This window comes from Saliniramus fredricksonii (assembly GCF_900094735.1).
Lineage (GTDB): Bacteria > Pseudomonadota > Alphaproteobacteria > Rhizobiales > Beijerinckiaceae > Saliniramus > Saliniramus fredricksonii.
This window is the reverse complement of sequence record NZ_FMBM01000002.1, coordinates 959,929-980,558: the sequence shown is the minus strand read 5'-3', so window position 1 is coordinate 980,558 and position 20,630 is coordinate 959,929. Positions and strand designations below refer to the sequence as shown.

Here is a 20,630-nt window from a genome sequence, read left to right as displayed (position 1 = left end):
CCCGGAGATTCGCCCGCCACCCGATCAAGGTGACGATATCGGGAAACCGGAAGAAGGCAGGACGTTGCGCTGCATGAAGGGCGCACCTTCCCTGCCCGGAACGGTATCCGGCAATATCGAGCCATGCAGCGTAATCTTCCCTCTCTCTCGCGGAGGGGTTTGCGGTAATGGGCGGTGACGATTACTCTCCACCCTCAATGACGTCCGCGCGCTTCATCTGCGCCGCGCCTTATCCTGATAGGCCCCTCACCCCCAACCCCTCTCCACGGCGGGAGAGGGGAGTGCCGGCGCGCGCTGCATGAACCGCCGTCGCCCTCCTTTCGCCCGCACCGATCATCGATTCGCCGCAAACGAATCGCAAAACCGGGCAGTTGAGGCGCTCGGCACTGGACTTGTGGCGTTTGCAGCGCCATAAGGTGCCTGTTGAAAAAAGGCGACGATCCGCGATGACCTTGAAAGAGTTCTTCACCCAGTTCTTCACCTGGTGGAACGGCCAGACGCTGAACACCCGTTTCCACACCTGGCGCCATGGCGAGCTCATCGGCGAAGACGAGTTCGGCAACCGCTATTATCGCACGAAGGGTGGCGCCAGGGATCCTGCGCTCGGCTATGAGCGGCGCTGGGTGATCTATAACGGGCTGGCCGAGCTGTCGCGCGTGCCGCCGGGCTGGCGCGGCTGGCTGGCCCATACCTATGCCACCGCGCCCTCTCAAGAGGATTATGCCCCGCGCGAATGGCAGAAGCTCGGCGCCGAGAACCATACCGGCACTGCGCAGGCCTATCGCCCGCAGGGCTCGATCCTCACGCCGGAAGAGCGTCCGAAAGCCACGGGCGATTACGCCGCATGGTCGCCGGGCGATTGAGCGCGCCCGCTCACGCACGCGGATTTCCGGAGATGTCGATGGCCCTCCTGCGCCTGCCGGTCGCCCTCACCCTCGGCGCCGCCGTGCTGTTCGGCGCCGCACCCGCCTCCGCGCAGAGCCATATCGAGAATCCGATCGCCGTCTTCAACGGTCTCGACAAGATCACCGCGCGGATCATCGCCTTCGAGGTCGAGATCGACGAGACCATCCAGTTCGGCTCGCTCCTGCTCACGCCGCGCGCCTGCCATACCCGCCCGCCGACCGAGAGCCCCAACACCACCGCCTTCATCGAGGTGGAGGATGTCGCCCTCGACGGGGAAGTCGTTTCGCTTTTCGACGGCTGGGTCTTCGCCGAGAGCCCGGGGCTCAGCGCCATCGATCACCCGGTCTACGACATCTGGCTGACGGGGTGCCGCCAGACATCCCTGGCTGACGCTCCGGCCGACGAGACCTCCGATTCCCCGGACCGACCAGCGCCGGACCAGATTCCGCTACCGCCGCCACGCCCGTTCTGAGAAAGCCTCCGATCCGAAGACGGGAGACCGCCGCGCACGATGCGGGCGGCGTTCATGCGCACAGACACGGCGAGCCGCCGCCCTCCCCTCGCTGACAGCGCAACCGGTTTCAGCCGGCAGCTTGACAGATTCGCGGACGCCCGTAAGTTTGCACAACCTTTAATGGCCAAGCTTGCAGCTTCCTCCGGGAGGACACGGTTTTTCCATGCGGGTTACCATCGGCATTCCTCATCAGGAGTTCATGGCCATGTCGGCACGCCCCGAAACCCTCGAATATCATGGTGCAATCTACGATACGCTCAGCAAGAAATTTCTGGATGAAAAGCATCTGAACCAATACGCGGATGAAATCCGCGACAAAAAATCCCGCGAACTGGTCGCGCATTCGGTGATTCAGGTCTTCAGCCTGACACAGAAGAGCTTCGCACCAAAATTTTCAGAACTTTGCGACTGCCTCGTCAAGAGCCGCATGGTCACCGACAGGGAAGCCGAACTCTTCAAGCGCATTGGTGATGCCTATATCCGCGAGGACGGCGATCAGGCGCAGGCATTGCTCGGGGAATTCGAGAAACTGGACACATCATCGGATTTCGTCCGCAGGGTTCAGGAACAGAACGCGCAAGCGCAAAGCCAATCGCCCGATGCAGAGGGCCGCAGGCGGCGCCTCTGGGGACTGATCGGCGGTTTGATAGGCGCGATCATCGGTGGCGCGATCGCGGGGTGGCCGGGTGTCGGTATCGGCTGGAACATCGGCAAGGAAACGATGCTCCTGGTCTATGACGATTATCGGGCCAACAACCCACCCGCGTCGAATGTCGTGGCAGGCCCCAACGGGGAACCCTGCACCGCACCGATCTGGCGATGATGCACCACCCGCCATACGCCGACTGAAACAGATGCGGGAAATCGGGGCAGGGCGTCACGCGCAGTTGTTCGTGCGCAAGTGTCCGTGCACAAGTGTCCGTGCAGAAGTGTCCGTGCGCAAGCGATGAAACACCCGGATGCCCGGATCGGCATCCGGGAAAGCCTGCGGGTTCAGCGCGCAAACGGGTTGACGCGAATCACCCGCGTACCGTCGGGGAGGCGTTCCGGCTCGGAGGGAGCACGCGCCGAAGCAGCGGAATCGGACGCGTCTGACGTCGTCTCGCGCAGACGGGCCTGCTCGCTCTGCAAGGCCGCGAGCCGCGCCTCGGCCCGGTCGATATCCTCGGCGAGCGCTGCGGACTGGCTTTCGCGCCGGGCGATCAGCGCCTCGAACTGCTCCAGATCACCGATCAGCCGGGAGCGTGTTTCCCGCGCCTGCGCAGCAGCGCTCTCGTCGCGCCCGAGTTGTGCCTGCTTGGCGTCGAGCGCGTCGTTTGCGGCGGTGAGACGGGCTTCGGCTTCACTTCGTGCCGCACGAATCGCCTGCAGTTCTCCATTGCGACGATCGATCATCCGGTCGAGCCGCGCCAGCGCCGCATTCACGGCAGCCGGCGAGGCGTTCTGACCAGTTGCTGCGGCGGATACCCGCGTCGCGGCCCCCTCCTCGCGCCCCAGCTGGGCGATGTCGCGCTGCAGGGCCGAGAGGCTGTCTTCAAGATCGCGCCGGTCTTCGAGAGCACGCACGAGCCTGTCGCGCGCCTGATCGATCTGCGCCTCGATCCCACGCAGCCCGCCTTCGGCCTCGCGTATGGTTGCAAGCGCGTCGGAAAGCGCAACATTGCGTTCTTCGAGGCTCGCATTGTCCGCTTCCAGCGCTGCGATCCGCTCACGGGCAGACGTCTCCCGATCGATACCGCCGAGCCCGGCATGGAAGGCGAAGCCCCATCCCATGGCCGCGATGGCGGCCAGAATCAGCGCAAAGGAGCGCCCTGCCCCACCCGACCGGCTCTGCGCCCGGATCTGATTATCCGCGGTCATACCAGCCTCCGCACCCGTCATCGCCTCTTGCAATCCACTGGAAGACGCCCCCGCGCCTGACTCACGGCGATACTGATTCGCATGGTGGCGCGGGCATTGATCGTGTGCAACGCGATTAAGGCGCCTGCGCGGCGTTATCCAGTCCGGATCGACAAAAACGCAGGCCCCGCCTATCCTTTCATAAAAATCCGGAGGGAGCGGGATGGGGACGGCGCAGGGCGTGACCACGGGCGGAGAACGCAAGAGCCTCTATCAGTTCAGCTATCGGCGCTCGCCGGATCAGGACGGCGCACCGGCGCAACATCCCGTCGTGGTGATCGGCGCCGGGCCGGTCGGCCTCGCCTGCGCCATCGACATGGCGCAGCGCGGCGTGCCGGTGGTGCTGCTCGACGATGCCGACCGCATCGGCGAGGGCTCGCGTGGCATCTGCTACGCCAAGCGCACCCTCGAAATCCTCGATCGTCTCGGTCTCGGCGAGACCTGCCGCGACCAGGGCGTCACCTGGCAGCTGGGCCGTGTTTTCCAGGGTGATGGCGAGGTCTACAATTTCGATCTGCTGCCCGAGAACGGCCACAAGATGCCGGCCTTCGTCAATCTGCAGCAATATTATCTGGAGCATCACCTGGTCACGCGGGCGCAGACCCTTGCGGATGGCGATGGCGCCGCCATTGATCTGCGCTGGCGCAACCGCGTCATCGGCATCGCGCAGGAAGGCGCAACCGACGGCGCCGGTGTCACCCTCACCATCGAGACGCCGGACGGCGCGTATGACCTGCAAGCGGATTGGGTCGTCGCGGCGGATGGCGCGCGTTCGCCCTGTCGCGATCTGATGGGACTCGCCTTCGAGGGGGAAGTGTTCGAGGAGCGATTCCTGATCGCCGATGTGAAGATGAAGGGGGAATTCCCCGCCGAGCGCTGGTTCTGGTTCGATCCGCCATTTCACGAGGGCCGCTCGGCCCTGCTGCACAAGCAGCCCGATGATGTCTGGCGCATCGATCTCGGCCTCGGTGCGCAGGCCGACGCCACCGAAGAGCAGAAGCCGGAGCGGGTCATTCCACGCATCCGGCAGATGCTCGGCCATGGCGATTTCTCGCTCGAATGGGTTTCCGTCTACACGTTCCAATGCCGCCGGCTCGCCCGTTTCGTGCATGACCGGGTTATCTTCGCTGGCGATGCGGCGCATCAGGTCTCGCCCTTTGGCGCGCGCGGGGCGAATTCCGGCATCCAGGACGCGGAAAATCTCGCCTGGAAGCTCGCCGCCGTGATCCGGGGCGATGCGGATGCGCGGCTGCTCGCGAGCTACGACACCGAGCGCATCGCCGCCGCCGACGAGAATATCGGCCATTCCACTCGCTCGACCGATTTCATCGCCCCGCGTACGGCGCAGGAAATGCGCTTTCGCGATGCCGCGCTGGCTCTCGCCGCGAAGGCCGGTTTCGCCCGGCGCATGGTGAATTCCGGCCGCTTGTCGATGCCGACAACCTATCGCGACAGCCCCCTCTCGACGCCCGATGCACAGAGTTGGGGCGGCAGCGCAGCCCTGGGCGCGCCGGCCCCGGATGCGCCGATGCGCACGCCGGATGGCACGATCTGCTGGCTGCTGGAGGCGCTGGACGGCGCCTGCACCCTCCTCCACATGCCCGGCGACGGCGCCTCCGTACCCCGGCATGCGCAGGCCCGCACGCTGGTGATCGGACGCGATCTGATTGATGCCGACGGCAGCTTCACCCGCCGCTTCGACGCCAGCCCCGGCGCCACCTGGCTGATCCGCCCCGACCAACACCTCGCCGCCCGCTGGCGCAGGGCGACGGATGACACGGTTGAGCGCGCGATTGAGCGGATATTCGGGCGGGGATAGAGGCCGCTTTGCGCCCTGACCAAAAAATCTCGGACACCCTTGACGGTTTTTGGGCGCAGCATTTTCCGCTTGAGCCTGGAATTACCTGAAGACAGCTCAATTTCATGCAATCAGCGGGGATTCCAGGCAAGAGACTGAAATTAACATCAAAATACATGAATAATCTGGAAATTAGATTTGAATAAATCTACTTTGTAGCGATTTTAAATTAATGAATTTTTTTCGAAAACGTTTGACTACAATTTTCATTTCACATAATCGAACCAGTATCCTAGAAAGAACGAAATCTGAGTGCAAGTTACTGCGACAGATTAAAAGAAATCTAACCTGGACCCAAAGAAACCTCCGTGCATTGGCCTTCAATGCGCTTTCCACCTGTTTTTCTTGTGCTTTTGTCGCGCTGATCACCTCGGTTCGACAGTTTGTTCAAGAGCCAACGCAATCGTGGGAGTCTTCAATGATCAATCGTCGCACGCTTCTGGGCTCAGCTCTGGCTGCGCCCTTCCTGTCCCTGCTGCCGCGTCAGGCGCGCGCCGCGCAATGGCCGGCGGCTGGTCCGATCCGGCTCGTCGTCGCCCAGGGCGGCGGCGGCAATGCCGATGTCGTGGCGCGCATTCTCGTTGAAGCGCTGGAACCCGTGCTCGGCCAGCGCATCGTGGTCGAGAATAACGGCACCGCCTCCGGCATGCGCGCCACCGAGGATGTCAGCAAGGCCGAGCCGGACGGCTACACGCTGCTGGTGGGGACCTCCTCGCAGCTCGTCCACAACATTGCGCTCTTCGATCCGCTTCCGGTCGATATCGAGAGCACCCTGCGCGGTGTCGCGATGATCAACGAAGTCCCGATGGTCATGTGCGTGCCCAAGGATTCACCCGATACCGATCTCGCCGGGCTGACCGAGCGGGTTCTGGCCGATCCGGCCGCCTTCCAGTACGGTTCCGGCCCGACGGGCACCACGACGCATATTACCGGGGCCCTTTTCCTGCAACGCATCGGCGCCGAGGACGTCGTCCATATCCCCTATCCGCGCAGCCCGGAGGCCATGGTGGATCTGATCGCCGGGCGTCTGAACTTCGTCTTCGATCCGTCCCTGACCGCGATCGGCCAGGTTCAGGGCGATGCCGTGCGTCCGCTCGGCGTATCCGCCCCGGTGCGCCTGCCCGCGCTGGCGGAGGTTCCGACCATGGAGGAAGCGGGGCTGCCCGGCTTCGTCAGCCAGACCTGGAACACCATCTCGGCACCGGCGGACACGCCACAGGAGATCGTCGATACCCTCAACACGATGATCAACGAGATCGTGCAATCTGACGAGATGCGCACAAGGCTGGAGGATCTCGCCTCGATCGTGCCCCCGGCCAAGACGCCCGCCGAAGTCGACGCCTATTATGCCGAACAGCGCGAGACCTGGATCCCGGTCGTGCGCGGCACCGGTGCCAGGCGCGAGGGCTGAGAGGACGCTCTCACCGCATGCCCGCGCCCGGCACCTTCCGGGCGCGGGTCCTGACTTGTCTGAGAATCCCCGAAACCGAGCCGAGGCCCCATGACATCGCAAGCGGAGCATGCGCGCCGTATCCTGCAATCCGCTCCCCTGCTCAGGCTCGGGCGGGCCGTACCGGGACTGGCACTGGTCCTGACCGGGTTGGCCATGCTGATCCTCGCCTATGGCCAGCCGGCCTGGCTGGATGCGCATGTTGGCCCCGGCCTGTTCGCGCAATTGCTGAGCAAGGGGGTGATCGCGCTCGGTGCGATCTGGGCGGCTTTCCGCGCGCTCGATGCCACGCCGCGCCGGCCCGCACCCTGCGCCGAGCCCGCCGACGCGACCGCGCAACGCTGGAGCGGGCCGGCGCTCCTCGGTGCGGTTCTGTTGTTCGCATTGAGCCTGCCGGCCTTCGGGCTGGTGATTTCGGCGGGTCTTGCCGCAACGCTGGCCGCCATCGGCGCCGGCGAGCGCAATCCGGTCGCGCTCGCGGTCACGGTGTGCGCGCTGGTTGTCATGACGATGGTGATCGGACTTACACTTTTGCCGCCCACGGCGCCGCTCTGGCCTCGTTTGTGAAGAGGCCGGGGCATGGATCTGAACGCATGGATCTCGGGATTTGCGCTGGCGCTGACGCCGGAAAACCTCATCCTGTGTGTCGTGGGCGCAGTGGTCGGCACGCTCGTCGGCGTCCTGCCCGGCATCGGCCCGGCGGCAACACTGGCGCTGCTACTGCCGCTGACGTTTACGCTGGAACCGGCGGGCGCGATCATCATGATGGCGGCGATCTATTATGGCGCGCAATATGGCGGCTCGACCACCTCGATCCTGCTGAATGTGCCCGGTGAATGCTCCGGCGTCGTGACGGCGCTGGACGGGCACAAGATGGCGCTGGCCGGTCGGGCCGGGCCGGCAATCGCAGTGGCCTCGCTCGCCTCGCTCTTCGCAGGCCTCGTCACCGCCGTGTTGATTGCAACCATCGCAGTGCCGCTCGCCGGCATGACCACGGCGATCGCGCCAGCGGGGCTGGTGGGACTGATTGCGCTGGGCCTGTTCGCCGCCGCGGTGATCTCGCCCGGCCCGGCGATTCCGGCTCTGGCGCTGATCCTGATCGGCGCGGGTCTGGGTCTCGTGGGAACCGATCTGGGCGGCGGGCAGCCGCGTTTCGCCTTCGGGATACCGGAACTGCGTGACGGCATCGGCTTCGTCCCGCTGGTGATGGGCATATTCGGTCTCGCGGAGCTGATCCGCGCGCTGGAAACGGGCGGGCGCCCGGAGCGCATCAGGCTCGTGCGCTGGCCCTGGCCCACGCGCGCCGATCTGCGCGCTGGCTGGCGCCCCGCCCTGCGCGGAACGGGAATCGGCGCGGCGCTGGGAGTGATTCCCGGGGCGAGCACGCTTTTGGCGGCGCTCGCCGCGCGCGGGATGGAGAACGGCTTTGCCACGAAGGATCGCCCGCTCGGGACGGGCGCGGTTGCGGGCGTCGCGGCGCCGGAAGCCGCGAACAACGCGGCGGCCCAATCTGCGATGGTGCCCCTCCTGACCCTCGGATTGCCCGGCAGCCCGGTCATGGCGGTGCTGGCGGGTGCGCTGATGCTGCATGCGATCATGCCCGGCCCTGCTTTCATCGCGCAGAACCCGGATCTGTTCACGGCCCTGATGGCGAGCCTGATCATCGGCAACGTGATCCTCGTGGTGCTGAACCTGCCCTTTGCCGGGATCTGGGCCTCACTTCTGCGCATCCCCTTCCGCAGGCTGGTGCCGCTGATCATCGTGATCAGCCTGATCGGGGTGCATTCGGTGCAGAACTCGCTGTTCGACGTCTGGCTGATGCTCGGTTTCGGCCTGTTCGGCTGGGTCCTGCTGCGGCTGAAGCTGGAGCCGACCCCGCTCGTCCTCGGCTTCATCCTCGGCCCCGCCTTCGAGGAATACCTGCGCCGCACCCTGCTCTTCTCACGCGGTGATCCCACAGTTCTTCTGACCGACCCCGTCAGCGCCACCTGCCTCGGCCTGATCGCAGCCTGTACATGCTGGATGATCGTCAGGCGCGTACAGGTGATGCGCTGCGGTTGAACGAACGGACAGAAATCATCGCCTTGTCAGGGCCGGCGCATTGCGATCCAGATCGTATGGCGCGCACCGCGCCGGGAGCGGCTGGCGCGGACACGATGCGGCGTGACCGCAAAGCCGCACCGGGCCAGCCGCTTCGCAAATGCCGCGTCGGGCGCAGCGGACCAGACGGCGAGGACGCCGCCGGGCGTCAGCGCTGCGCGTGCCGCATGCAATCCCGCCTCTCCGTAAAGGCTGCCGTTCTCCGAGCGCGTGAGGCCGTCGGGCCCGTTATCGACATCGAGCAGGATCGCGTCGAATTTTTCCCCGGCCTCGCGGATGGCGGCGCCGATATCACCCACCCGCAGTTCCACCCGCGGGTCGCAGAGACAATCCTCGAATACGGCCTTCATGTGCTGCCTGGCCCAGTCGGCCAGTTCAGGCACGATTTCGCTGATGATCAGCCGCGCATCCGGGGGCGCGACCGCCTGCGCGGCGCGCAGGGTGAAACCCATCCCGAGCCCGCCGATGAGGATGCTCGGCGCGGTCTGACCGGCCAGCTGGTCGAAAGCAAGCGTCGCGAGCGCCTCCTCCGAGCCGCCGAGGCGGCTGTTCATCAGCTCGTTGCCGCCTTCGAGACGGATCGAGAATTCATCGCCCCGGCGCAGGAGCCTGAGCCTATCCCCCTCCGGCGTTTGTGCCGTGGCCAGCTGTATCCATGGAAGCATGCGCAACCCTCTGCGATCGAAGCCATCCCGTGGCATAGCCGATCACGGGGAGCGGGTGAAGGATCCCGGGCGCCACGCGCCTGATGCCTGTTTTCTGCAGTATACATGATCCGCGCGTTGCGTTACGTGAACCTGAATCGCACGTTTCGTGCCGGCGGACCGCGCAAGACTGCGGCGCCGATATCCTCCGCAGATTGGCCTTCCATGATCCATACCTTGTCCGAGGCGCTCGCCGAGCGCGGTTATGATAGCCTTACCCAGGTCCAGGAGGCGGTCACCGATCCCGCCCTGCGCGAAGCCGATCTGCTGGTATCCGCCCAGACCGGTTCGGGCAAGACCGTGGGATTCGGGCTCGCGATTGCTCCCACGCTTCTGGATGCGGAAGGCATGCTCGGCCCACCAGGCGCTCCGCTGGCCCTTATCGTCGCACCCACGAGGGAGCTGGCCGCGCAGGTGATGCGTGAGCTCGGCTGGCTCTATGCCAGGGCGGGCGCCCGGATGGCTTCCTGCGTCGGCGGCATGGACATGCGCGACGAGCGCCGCACCCTCGCGCGCGGCGCCCATATCGTCGTGGGCACGCCGGGCCGCCTGCGCGACCATATCCAGCGCGGATCCCTCGACATGAGCGGATTGCGGGTCATTGTCCTCGACGAGGCGGACGAGATGCTTGATCTCGGGTTTCGCGAAGATCTGGAATTCATGCTGGACAAGGCTCCGCCGGAGCGCCGGACGCTGATGTTCTCGGCGACCGTGCCGCCGATGATCGCGAAACTGGCCCAGCGTTTCCAGCGCGAGGCCGTGCGGGTGAAAACCCAGTCCGAGGCAAGTCAGCATGCTGACATCGCCTATCAGGCGCTGCGCGTCGCCGCCCAGGACGCGGAAAACGCCATCATCAATGTGCTGCGCTATCACGAGGCGCAAAACGCCATCGTCTTCGCCAATACCCGCGCGATGGTGAGCCGGCTCACTGCGCGCTTTTCCAATCGCGGCTTTGCCGTCGTCAGTCTTTCCGGTGAGCTGAGCCAGACGGAGCGCACGCATGCGCTTCAGGCGATGCGCGACGGTCGCGCCCGGGTCTGCGTCGCAACCGATGTCGCGGCCCGCGGCATCGATCTGCCCAATCTCGAACTCGTGATCCATGCCGAGCTCCCGAGCAACGCCGATAGCCTGCTGCATCGCTCCGGTCGCACGGGCCGCGCCGGACGCAAGGGCATCTCCGCCCTGGTTGTGCCGCCGAAGGCGGTGAAGCGGGCCGAGCGTCTGCTGGCGAGCGCCCGCGTAACAGCCGACTGGATCACTGCGCCGGGAGCGGACGAGATCCTGCGCCGCGACGAGGAACGTCTGCTCGCCGATCCCGACTGGTCGATGGATGTCACCGACGAAGAAACGGCTTTTGCGAGCCGGTTGCTCGCCCTGTATTCACCGGAGGCGATTGCAGCAGCCTATCTGCGCCAGCATCGCGCCCGGCACTCGGCGCCGGAAGAGCTCGTCCCGGTCGATACGCGACCAGCCGCGAAGGCGCATGCACGCTTCGGCCCGAGCGTCTGGTTCACCCTGTCGGTCGGGCGCGATGACGGCGCCGAGCCGCGCTGGCTGCTGCCGCTGCTGTGTCGCTCCGGAGGGCTCGACAAGGATGCGATCGGCGCAATCCGCGTCCAGCAATCCGAGACCCTCGTGGAAATCTCCGAGACGAGCGTTGCAAAATTCCTGAGCGCATTGGGAAAACAAGGCAGCCTCGAGAAAGGCGTCACCGTCCGGCGCGCTTCCGGTGCGCCGCAGATCGACGCTCCGGCCAGCCCTCGCAAGGCGCGAACCTCCGGCAAATTCTCCGATGCCGGCGCCGGAGGCGCAGGATCCGACAAGAAGTGGAAGAAGCGTTTCACGAAAGCTGATGGCGAGGCGGCGGCTCAATCCGTGAGCAAGAAAAAAGCCGGCAAGGTCGCGGCGGGCAAGGCTGCGGCGGGCAAACGCGGGAAACGGACCGCAGACCCATCGGATCCGCCGAAGCGGTAATGGCGTCCGCAGGCCCGCATCGGCAATGCGCGGCGAAAAGGCGCCGGATGGCCGGTCCTCGCATCAGCCTGTGATGTGCCGAAACGAGGCTTCAGAGCGCACCATCCGACTCCGTCAGGCCGGGCGCGCCACGCCTGTGTATGGAATGGATCAGCGCGTTCACAAAGACGCTCTCCTCGGTATGGCTCACTCTTCAGCTATTGGAGCGTGCGTTTGCGGAGAAACTGCCCTTTGAGGCGCTGAAGGAGCGGTGCAAAGCGATGCTTTGGGCGAAATTTAACAATATTTAGTTGTATTTATTGCTACCCACAAGAGTTCACGGCAAACTGAGTCTGCTTGCCCATTACTCAACTCTCCAGACGAACAAACTCTACCGATGCAGCTAAAACCCTTATTCTAAAAAAATTGCGGTCGATCTCCATGACTGGATCCCCGCTTCACACGATCCGATCCCGTGCCACCGCCCTGTGCTCCTTGAGCACCTCGCCCGATTGCGTGTCGACTTCCTTCATCATCACCTCGTAGCCCCAGAGGTCGGCGAGGTGCTGGAGGGTGCGGCGGGCGTTGGATTCGTCGAGGGGGATGCGGTTGAGGACGTTGTGCTGGACGATCAGGCGGCGGTCACCGGCGAGGTCGACATCGACGATCTGGATATCGGCGTCGAGCCAGGCGACGTCGTATTGCCTGGCGAGCGCGCGGCGCAGGCGGCGGTAGCCGCGCTCGTCGTGGATGGCATCGACCAGCATGTCGGGCTGGGTGTCGTCATCGGCGACGTGGAAGAGCTTGAATTTGCGCATCAGATGCGGGCTCAGATATTGCAGGATGAAGCTCTCGTCGCGGTAATTCGCCCAGATCTCGCGCAGGACCGGCATGTGATCGCCCACGCCCGCAATATCCGGGAACCAGACGCGGTCTTCCTCGGTGGGCTCGCGGCAGATGCGCTCGATATCCTTCATCATGGCGAAACCCAGCGCATAGGGGTTGATGCCCGAATAATGCCGCTCGTGGAATTCCGGCTGGTAGACCACGTTCGTATGCGAGCGCAGGAATTCGAGCATGTCACCGTCGCCGATCTGCCCGGTCTCGTGCAGCCGGTTCATGATCTCGTAATGCACGTAACTGGCGCAGCCCTCGTTCATCACCTTGGTCTGCCCCTGCGGGTAGAAATACTGCGCGATCAGCCGCACGATGCGCAGGCATTCGCGCTGCCAGGGCGCGAGCTTGGGGCCGCTTTTCTCGAGGAAATACAGCAGGTTCTCCTGCGGCAGCTGCAAAAGCGCGCGCCGGCGCTCCAGATCGGCATCGTCGGGCCCGGTGCGTTCCTTGACCGGAACCGTGCGCCACAGATCGTTGTACATCTGCTCTTCATGCTGGCGGCGCTCGCGCTCGCGCTGCTCCTCGCTGCGCAGATCGGGCTGCATCTTGCGTGGATAGCGGTGCACCGCCTGGTTCATCAGCGCATGCGCGGCATCAAGCAGCCGCTCGACCGGCCCGTGGCCGTAGCGCTCCTCACATTCGGCGATATAGCCCTTGGCGAATTCGAGATAATCGAGAATGCCGTCGGCATCGGTCCATTGCCTGAACAGATAATTGTTCTTGAAGAAGTGGTTATGGCCGAACGCCGCATGCGCGATGACGAGCGCCTGCATCGTCGCCGTATTCTCCTCCATCACATAGGAGATGCACGGGTTCGAATTGATGACGATCTCATAGGCCAGCCCGCGCATGCCCTTGCGGTAGGAGGCCTCGTGCGTGGCGAAATGCTTGCCGAAGGACCAGTGCTTGTAGAAGAGCGGCATCCCGATCGAGGAATAGGCGTCGAGCATCTGCTCGGCGGTGATCACCTCGATCTGGTTGGTATAGACGTCGAGACCCAGCTCGCCGATGGCGATTTCCTCGCAGGCCTCGTTGATGCGCCGGAGCGTCTCGAAATCCCAGTCCGCCCCCTCGTAGAGACGGGGCTTCTGCGGCGGGTTCACGGCTGTCTGCGCGGTTTTCGTGCTCATGCGCCGACTCCCTTTTCTGCGCCCTGCTTGCGCTGGAAGAGTTCGCGGAAGACGGGGTAGATGTCGCGGCGGTGGCGCACCTTGCGCATGGCGATCTGCTCGCCGCCCTGACGCAACAGGTCGTAGAGTCGCCACAGATCGCTCTGGCGATAGCCGAAGCCCATCGGCGCCGGATCATCCTCGCGCCCCACCTCCAGATAGGCGAAATACTGGCAGGCGGGCAGGATCGTGTTCGTCAGGAGTTCAGAGGCGCGCGGATTGTCCGAGGAGGTGTTGTCGCCATCCGAAGCCTGCGCAGCATAGATGTTCCATTCCTGCGGCGGGTAGCGCTCGGCCACGACGCGCTGCATCTCCTCCAGCGCCGTCGAGACGATGGTGCCGCCGGTCTCGCGGGAATAAAAGAACGTCTCTTCATCGACTTCCGAGGCTTCGTGCGTGTGGCGGATGAAGACAATCTCGACATGCTTGTAGCGCCGCTTCAGGAAGAGATAGAGCAGCGTGAAGAAGCGCTTGGCGAGATCCTTCATATGCTCGGTCATCGAGCCCGAGACATCCATCAGGCAGAACATCACCGCCTGGGCGACGGGACGCGGATGCGGTTCCGAGCGGCGATAGCGCAGGTCGATCGGGTCGATCCAGGGGATCGCCTTGAGCCGCTTTTGCATGCGCGCGAGCTCCTCGCGCGCTTCCAGCAGCCGCACCGGATCATCGCCCGTCCGCTCCAGCGTCGCGATCTCCTCCTCCAGTGCCGCCGCCGCTTCCGGCCGGGGTCGGCGCAGGGCGATGCGGCGTGAGAGCGAATTGCGCATGGTGCGCGTCAGGGCGAGGTTGGCCGGTGAGCCGGTCACCGAGAAGCCGGCGCGACGCCAGCTCACCTGCTCTGTCGTCGCCAGCTTGCGCTTGGCCAGATCGGGCAGTTCGAGATCCTCGAGGAAGAGATCGACGAATTCCTCATGGCTGAGCGCGAAGCGGAACTCGTCCTCGCCCTCCCCGTCCGGACTGCCCTGTGACCCGCCTCCCCCGCCGGAGCCCGGCGGGCGCGGGATGGTTTCGCCTTCGACATAATCCTTGTTGCCGGGCAGCACGTAATCGCGCATGCCGCCCTGCGCCGCGCGGTGGAAGCGCGGCTCGCGCACGCCCTCGCCGGGGATCGACACCTCCCCGCCGCTCTCCACATCGCGGATCGAACGGTCGCGGGTGGTGTCGCGCACCGCGCGTTTGACCAAGGCTTTCGCCCGCCTGAGAAAGCGCTGACGATTGGCGAGACTCTTGCCGCCGGGATTGAGGCGGCGATCGACAATATGCATCCGGTCGCCCCGTTTCGCGGGTCTTCCTCTCGGTCAACCCGCCTGTTTCACACGCATGTACCACTCGACGAGCCGGCGGACCTGACGCTCGGTGTAACCGCGCTCGGTCATCCGGTCGACGAACTCACTGTGTTTCTTCTCGCTCTCGCTGTCCTTCTTCGAGCCGAAGGAGATCACCGGCAGCAGATCTTCGACCTGGCTGAACATCCGCCGCTCGATGACTTCGCGGATCTTCTCGTAGGAGGTCCAGGACGGGTTCTTGCCGCCATGGCTCGCCCGCGAGCGCAGCGAAAACTTCACCACTTCGTTGCGGAAGTCCTTCGGATTGGCGATGCCCGCGGGCTTCTCGATCTTGGTCAGCTCCTGGTTGAGCAGTTCGCGGTTGAGCAACTGGCCGGTATCGGGATCCTTGAAATCCTGATCCTCGATCCAGGCATCGGCGTAATCGACATAGCGGTCGAACACGTTCTGCCCGTAATCGTGATAGCTCTCCAGATAGGCCTTCTGGATCTCGTTGCCGATGAATTCGGCATAGCGCGGCCCGAGTTCGGCCTTGATGAACTCGATATAGCGCTTTTCCTGCTCGTCCGGCAGCTGCTCGCGCCGCACGGTCTGCTCCAGCACATACATCAGATGCACCGGATCGGCGGCGATCTCGGTGGTATCGTGGTTGTAGGTCGCAGCGAGCACCTTGAAGGCAAAGCGGGTGGAGACGCCGTCCATGCCCTCGTCGACTCCGGCCGCATCGCGATATTCCTGGATCGAGCGGGCGCGCGGATCGACCTCCTTCAGGCTCTCTCCGTCATAGACGCGCATCTTCGAGAAGACATTGGAATTCTCGTGCTCACGCAGCCGTGACAGCACGGCGAAACGCGCCAGCATTTCCAGCGTGCCCGGCGCACAAGGCGCCTCGGCGAGCTCCGAAGTGCGGATCAGCTTGTCATAGATCTGCTCCTCTTCCGTGACGCGCAGGCAATACGGCACCTTGATCACGTAGATCCGGTCGATGAAGGCCTCGTTGTTTTTATTTGTCTTGAAGCTCTGCCATTCCGCCTCGTTGGAATGGGCCATGATGATGCCCTGGAAGGGGATCGCGCCGATATTCTCGGTGCCGACATAGTTGCCTTCCTGTGTCGCGGTGAGCAGCGGATGCAGCATCTTGATCGGCGCCTTGAACATCTCGACGAATTCGAGCATGCCCTGATTGGCCCGGTTAAGCCCGCCCGCATAGGAATAGGCGTCCGGGTCGTTCTGCGACAGCGTCTCCAGCTTGCGGATATCGACCTTGCCGACGAGGGAGGAGATGTCCTGGTTGTTCTCGTCACCCGGTTCGGTCTTGGCGATGCCGATCTGGCGCAGGCGCGAGGGGTTCACCTTCACCACCTTGAAGCGCGAGATGTCGCCTCCGAACTCGTCGAGCCGCTTGAGCGCCCAGGGACTCATCAGCCCGGTCAGGCGCCGGCGCGGAATGCCGTAGCGCTCCTCGATCTGCTCGCCCATGCGCTCGGGATCGAACAGGCCGAGCGGGCTCTCGAAGACCGGGCTGATCTCGTTGCCGGCCTTGAGGACATAGATCGGATGCGCCTCCATCAGCGCCTTGAGGCGTTCCGCCAGCGAGGATTTGCCGCCGCCGACCGGGCCGAGCAGGTAGAGGATCTGCTTGCGCTCCTCCAGCCCCTGCGCCGCATGCCGGAAGAAGGAAACGATGCGCTCGATCGTCTCTTCCATGCCGTAGAACTCGGCGAAGGCGGGATAGACGCGGATGGTGCGGTTCATGAAGATCCGCCCGAGCCGGGAATCCCGGGAGGTGTCGACCATTTCCGGCTCGCCGATCGCCGCCAGGATGCGCTCGGGCGCGCTGGCATACATCATCGGGTCGTCCCGGCAGCCTTCCAGATAGTCCGACAGGGACATTTCCGTTTCGCGCCGCGCTTCGTAACTGCGGGCGAAGGAGGAGAAGAGGTCGTCGCTCGGATACATGCATCTGCCTCCATCAAGCGTCACATTCCTCAGCTAACCTGCTGATTTACAGACAGGTTGCCCGGCAAATGCGGCAGGAGCCAGATCACATTGCGTCGCAGGCGCTCCTGAAACGGAAACGGCTCCAGACCGATTCGTCTCGAATCATCAGTGTGGCACGAAACATATGAAATGCCATCCGGAGCATGGCGGATAAACAGGCGGCGCTTGCGCAAATTGCACTTTAAGGTTGCTCAAAATTTACGCGCTTCGCCGGGAAATCGCGCCGGCACGTCATCCGCGTCAAGCGCGCGATGATTGCCCTCAAAGCCAGATACGAAAACCGTTTGGAGCTTTCGGAATTCGCTTGCGAAAAGGCTTGCTGATGCCGCAAATCCGCCACACCCTACAGGCACCCGGCCTGCCTCGAACTCCTGCGACAAAGCATTCCCATCATGGCCTTCAAAGACGCGCTGCGCCCGGTCCTGGTCCTTCTGGTCGCGACTATCCTGCTCATGGCCGGGTCGGGACCACTCGGGACGATTCTCGGCATCCGCATGAACGAGGCGGAGTTGGCGACGCCGATCATCGGCCTTGTCATGGCGGCCTATTTCGGTGGGCTGACGGTCGGCTCGCTGCAGACTTTCCGCATCGTCACGCGCATCGGCCATATCCGCGCCTTCGCCGCTTTCACGGCGATCGTGACGGCGAGCACGCTGGCCTATCCGGTCCATCTTGATCCTGTCCCCTGGGCGGCGCTGCGCTTCGTGCAGGGTTTCTGCATGGCCGGGCTGTTCGTCTGCATTGAAAGCTGGCTCAACGACTCTGCCACGACGCAGAATCGCGGCGCGCTGCTCGCCAGCTACATGAGTTGCATGTATCTTGCCCAGTCCGCCGGCCAGTTCATGATCGGGGTGCCGGACGAGACCGGCTTCCTGCTCTTCATCATGATGGGGGTGGTGCTCAGCCTCGCCGCCGTGCCGGTGGCGATGACGCGCATGGCGCCGCCACTTCTGCCGGACATCGCTTCACTGAGCTTCAGGCGTCTCTACGAGGCTTCGCCACTCGGGATCTTCGGCTGCATCTCCTCGGGACTGGTGATCGGCGCAATCTATGCGCTGGCACCGGTCTACGCTGCGGGGATCGGTTTTGATCTGCGGCAGACGGCATGGTTCATGAGCGCCATCATCTTTGGCGGCGTGATCCTGCAATGGCCCGTGGGACGCCTGTCCGATCTGATCGACCGACGCCTCGTCATCGTCGGGGTGATCATCGCCGGCGCGCTGACCTCGGTTGCGATGATCGCGGCACCTGCAGGCGGCCAGATTGCTCTGCTGATCCTCGGCGCGGCTTTCGGTGGGATCGCCTTCGTGCTGTACCCGCTCTGCGTCGCCCATACCAATGACCACCTCGAACGCGAGGAGCGGATCGCGGCGAGCGGCGGGCTGGTTTTGACCTATTCCGCCGGCGCCACGCTGGGGCCGCTTCTCGCCGCCGGGGTGATGAACCTCGCCGGCCCTGCCGGGCTTTTTCTCTTCACCGCCGTCGTCGGCTTCCTCTCCGTCGGCTTCGCCGTCTGGCGGCTGAAGGCCCGCGCGCCGGTGCCCGCAGACCAGCAGGGCCGCTTCCAGACCCTGCCGCGCACGACCCCGGTGGCCGCGCCGCTCCATCCGGAATCGGAGGAGGATTTCGGGTTTTCGAGCGCCGCGCCTGCGCAGAACCCCGCGCTCGAGAACGCCGAAGTGCCACGCCCCTGAACTCGGGACGCGGCCTGCTTCTCACCAGCGTGCGCGCAGATTCACGCCCGCGCCCCAATCGTCACCGCGCTGATAGAGCTCGGCGCGAAAATCGGTAGCGTCGTAGCGCAGGCGCCATTCCGTCTCGCCGTCATCGGCGGGTCGGATCACATGCCCGGACAGGGTGCCGCCATCGCCGATCTGTTGCCGGATATGGGCCTCATGCGCGACGCCATCAGGCCCTGCGCTGGCGGCAACGCCGAACCCGGTCCCGCCGCCGGTGGTGAGCGAGAGATCGGCATGCGCACTTGCGCCACCATCCGTTGTCACGGCCGCGTTGCCCCGGATCGCCGCGCGCAGATCATCGGACAGCGCGAAATCGGTGCTGCCGCCGATCTGTGCGCGCAGGCGGGCCGCGCTCCCATCAGACCCGGGCGGCTGCGTGACGACGAGGCCCGACCAGCCGCCATCGGTATCTACCGATCCGGTGGTCGTCACGCCGATACGCGACTCGCTCGGTTCGTGATCAGCGCCGATATGCAATCCCGGCGCCGCTTCGGCACCAATCCAGCAGAAGGCTTCGAACGCCTCGGTCCTTTCCGGCGGAAGCGAACGCGCCGGCGCGGCGAGTGATCGCAGATGCGGATCGTCGGGCGCCTGCCTGCGCAAGAGCGGCTGGGGGCGCATGCCTTCGACGTCCCGCGCCCCGGCCTCATTCCAGAGTGGACCCCGCATGCCGGGTTCCTGCGCTGACATCTCGGCTGCGAAAGCATCCTGCGCAGTTTCGATCAGGGAAAACCGGGGATTCGGGTTGGCACGCTGCTGCGCCTTCGGAGCCATGGCATCGACTGGTATTGAATTCATATCATAACCCTCTTAATATAATGTATTATTATTTATCATAAAAACATGCCATTTTTAATTGTTCAAATCCAGAGGCCACACAAATCTTTCGCATCGCAGCATTCCGGCCCGCATCATCCTTTCGTCGCAGATCATCACCCCACCCCTCCTGATCACACGATTCGCAAGACAGTCCGGCCTTTACAAAAGCGACCTTGTCCCTATTGCTAATGAGGGCAGCCTTGCGCCCCATGCAGGGCTTGGTTCAAATTGAACCCCCAATTCTTCGAGGGAGGAACAACGCATGAAAAAAATTGCAACTGGTCTGGCATTAGCCGGAATTCTCGTCTCCGGCACGGCTCTCGCCCAGCCTGATGACTGGCCGCGCGACCTGACCGTCGGTACCGCCAGCCAGGGTGGCGTCTACTTCGTCTATGGCGGCGGCATGGCGAGCTTCCTCACCGATGAGCTCGACGTGAATGTCTCCGGCGAGGTGACCGGCGGCCCCGTGCAGAACGTCACGCTGGTTCAGACCGGCGAGCACGATATCGGCCTCGTGACCCTCGGCCCGGCCTTCGAAGCCTGGACGGGCCAGAGCGAGTTGGCTCCGGGCCTCGAGCACAAGGATATCCGCGCCCTTTTCCCGATGTACGAGACCCCCTTCCACGGGATCACCCTGCGCTCGTCGGATATCAATTCGGTAAGTGATCTCGACGGGCGCCGTGTTTCGGTCGGCCCGGCTGGTGGAACACCCGGCACCTATTGGCCGCGCATTCTCGAAACGCTCGGTGTGGACGCGACCATTTCCTATGCAGGCGCGGCGGATTCCGCCAGCCAGCTGCAGGACGGGCTGGTCGATGCCTTCGTCTTCGCAGCCGGCCTCCCGACTGCGGCCTTCTCGCAGCTCGCAGCCGAAGCCGACGTGATCACCTTCGGCTTCACGCCGGAAGAGCACGAGCAGGTTCTCGAAGCCTTCCCGGAAGTCTCGGCCTTCACCATCCCCGCCGACACCTACTCCGTGCAGGAGGAGGACCAGGCCTCCGTGGCGATGTGGAACTACGCGATCGCGCATCAGGACATGCCCGAGAGCCTGGCCTACGAGATCACCAAGACGGTGCTCGAGAACAACGAGCGCATGATGCAGATCCATGCTGCTGCGGCGGCTACGCTGGCTGAAAACTGGGACAATAACAGCTTCCTGCCGTTCCACCCGGGTGCCGTGCGCTATTACGAGGAAATCGGCATCGAGATCCCGGAAGATCTGCGCGGCTGACCACGGCATCGCCGTCATTGCATGACTTCGATGGAGGCCGCGTTTGTCGTGGCCTCCGTCGCAAGATCAAGGCCGAAACGGCCATTGGTGGGGTTTCATCG

At 64.2% G+C, this 20,630-nt stretch carries 16 protein-coding genes; 10 read left to right on the top strand and 6 right to left on the bottom strand.

Annotated features, from left to right (window positions below):
- Nucleotides 1-452 precede the first annotated feature (452 nt).
- The 3 genes from GA0071312_RS11115 to GA0071312_RS11105 all read left to right on the top strand — a co-directional run bounded on the left by GA0071312_RS11115 (nt 453) and on the right by GA0071312_RS11105 (nt 2,243).
- Complete coding sequence (locus GA0071312_RS11115; RefSeq protein WP_074446111.1) at nt 453-863, top strand: NADH:ubiquinone oxidoreductase subunit NDUFA12; 411 nt, start codon at nt 453-455, stop codon at nt 861-863.
- Nucleotides 864-895: 32 nt separating this feature from the next.
- Complete coding sequence (locus GA0071312_RS11110; RefSeq protein WP_083204512.1) at nt 896-1,378, top strand: DUF2155 domain-containing protein; 483 nt, start codon at nt 896-898, stop codon at nt 1,376-1,378.
- Between the two features lie 205 nt (nt 1,379-1,583).
- Nucleotides 1,584-2,243, top strand: a complete 660-nt coding sequence (locus tag GA0071312_RS11105) for a hypothetical protein (RefSeq protein ID WP_131817782.1) — start codon at nt 1,584-1,586, stop codon at nt 2,241-2,243.
- 170 nt (nt 2,244-2,413) lie between these two features.
- Here GA0071312_RS11105 and GA0071312_RS11100 read toward each other — a convergent pair whose 3' ends face one another.
- Nucleotides 2,414-3,280, bottom strand: coding sequence for a coiled-coil domain-containing protein (locus GA0071312_RS11100; protein WP_074445021.1), 867 nt, complete (start codon nt 3,278-3,280; stop codon nt 2,414-2,416).
- Nucleotides 3,281-3,482: 202 nt separating this feature from the next.
- Here GA0071312_RS11100 and GA0071312_RS11095 point away from each other — a divergent pair, with 202 nt between their 5' ends.
- The 4 genes from GA0071312_RS11095 (at nt 3,483) to GA0071312_RS11080 (ending at nt 8,688) form a co-directional block, all read left to right on the top strand.
- Nucleotides 3,483-5,138 carry an FAD-dependent oxidoreductase gene (locus tag GA0071312_RS11095; protein ID WP_074445020.1) on the top strand — a complete coding sequence of 552 codons (1,656 nt, stop codon included), beginning with the start codon at nt 3,483-3,485 and terminating at the stop codon, nt 5,136-5,138.
- Between the two features lie 457 nt (nt 5,139-5,595).
- Entirely contained in the window at nt 5,596-6,588 is a 993-nt protein-coding gene (locus GA0071312_RS11090) for a Bug family tripartite tricarboxylate transporter substrate binding protein (RefSeq protein WP_074445019.1), read from the top strand.
- Nucleotides 6,589-6,678: 90 nt separating this feature from the next.
- Complete coding sequence (locus GA0071312_RS11085) at nt 6,679-7,194, top strand: tripartite tricarboxylate transporter TctB family protein (RefSeq protein WP_074445018.1); 516 nt, start codon at nt 6,679-6,681, stop codon at nt 7,192-7,194.
- Between the two features lie 12 nt (nt 7,195-7,206).
- Nucleotides 7,207-8,688: a tripartite tricarboxylate transporter permease gene (locus GA0071312_RS11080; protein WP_074445017.1), complete on the top strand. Its 1,482-nt coding sequence runs from the start codon at nt 7,207-7,209 to the stop codon at nt 8,686-8,688.
- Between the two features lie 26 nt (nt 8,689-8,714).
- Here the strand turns inward: GA0071312_RS11080 and GA0071312_RS11075 are convergent, their stop codons facing one another.
- On the bottom strand, nt 8,715-9,392 hold the full coding sequence (locus GA0071312_RS11075; RefSeq protein WP_074445016.1) for a spermidine synthase: 678 nt from the start codon (nt 9,390-9,392) through the stop codon (nt 8,715-8,717).
- A 204-nt stretch (nt 9,393-9,596) separates the two neighbouring features.
- Between GA0071312_RS11075 and GA0071312_RS11070 the strand changes: the two genes are divergently transcribed.
- Nucleotides 9,597-11,405 (top strand): DEAD/DEAH box helicase, encoded by a 1,809-nt coding sequence (locus tag GA0071312_RS11070; protein WP_083204675.1) that lies wholly within the window; start codon nt 9,597-9,599, stop codon nt 11,403-11,405.
- Nucleotides 11,406-11,842: 437 nt separating this feature from the next.
- Here the strand turns inward: GA0071312_RS11070 and GA0071312_RS11065 are convergent, their stop codons facing one another.
- From GA0071312_RS11065 to GA0071312_RS11055, 3 genes are read right to left on the bottom strand one after another with little or no spacing between them, the layout of a single operon-like run.
- A complete protein-coding gene (locus tag GA0071312_RS11065) occupies nt 11,843-13,411 on the bottom strand; it encodes a SpoVR family protein (RefSeq protein WP_074445015.1) in 1,569 nt (522 codons plus the stop codon).
- The gene (locus GA0071312_RS11060; protein WP_074445014.1) at nt 13,408-14,718 is read right to left on the bottom strand and encodes a YeaH/YhbH family protein; all 1,311 of its coding nucleotides are present in this window, start codon (nt 14,716-14,718) and stop codon (nt 13,408-13,410) included. The genes GA0071312_RS11065 and GA0071312_RS11060 overlap by 4 nt, the downstream gene beginning before the upstream one ends.
- A 33-nt stretch (nt 14,719-14,751) precedes the next feature.
- Complete coding sequence (locus GA0071312_RS11055) at nt 14,752-16,698, bottom strand: PrkA family serine protein kinase (RefSeq protein WP_074445013.1); 1,947 nt, start codon at nt 16,696-16,698, stop codon at nt 14,752-14,754.
- Nucleotides 16,699-17,132: 434 nt separating this feature from the next.
- Between GA0071312_RS11055 and GA0071312_RS11050 the strand changes: the two genes are divergently transcribed.
- The gene (locus GA0071312_RS11050; RefSeq protein ID WP_074445012.1) at nt 17,133-18,434 is read left to right on the top strand and encodes an MFS transporter; all 1,302 of its coding nucleotides are present in this window, start codon (nt 17,133-17,135) and stop codon (nt 18,432-18,434) included.
- Between the two features lie 21 nt (nt 18,435-18,455).
- On the opposite strand, the gene GA0071312_RS11045 is transcribed toward GA0071312_RS11050, so the two are convergent.
- Nucleotides 18,456-19,277, bottom strand: coding sequence for a hypothetical protein (locus GA0071312_RS11045; protein ID WP_131817781.1), 822 nt, complete (start codon nt 19,275-19,277; stop codon nt 18,456-18,458).
- A 283-nt stretch (nt 19,278-19,560) separates the two neighbouring features.
- On the opposite strand from GA0071312_RS11045, the gene GA0071312_RS11040 reads away from it, so the two are divergent.
- A complete protein-coding gene (locus GA0071312_RS11040) occupies nt 19,561-20,529 on the top strand; it encodes a TAXI family TRAP transporter solute-binding subunit (protein ID WP_074445010.1) in 969 nt (322 codons plus the stop codon).
- Nucleotides 20,530-20,630: the final 101 nt, after the last annotated feature.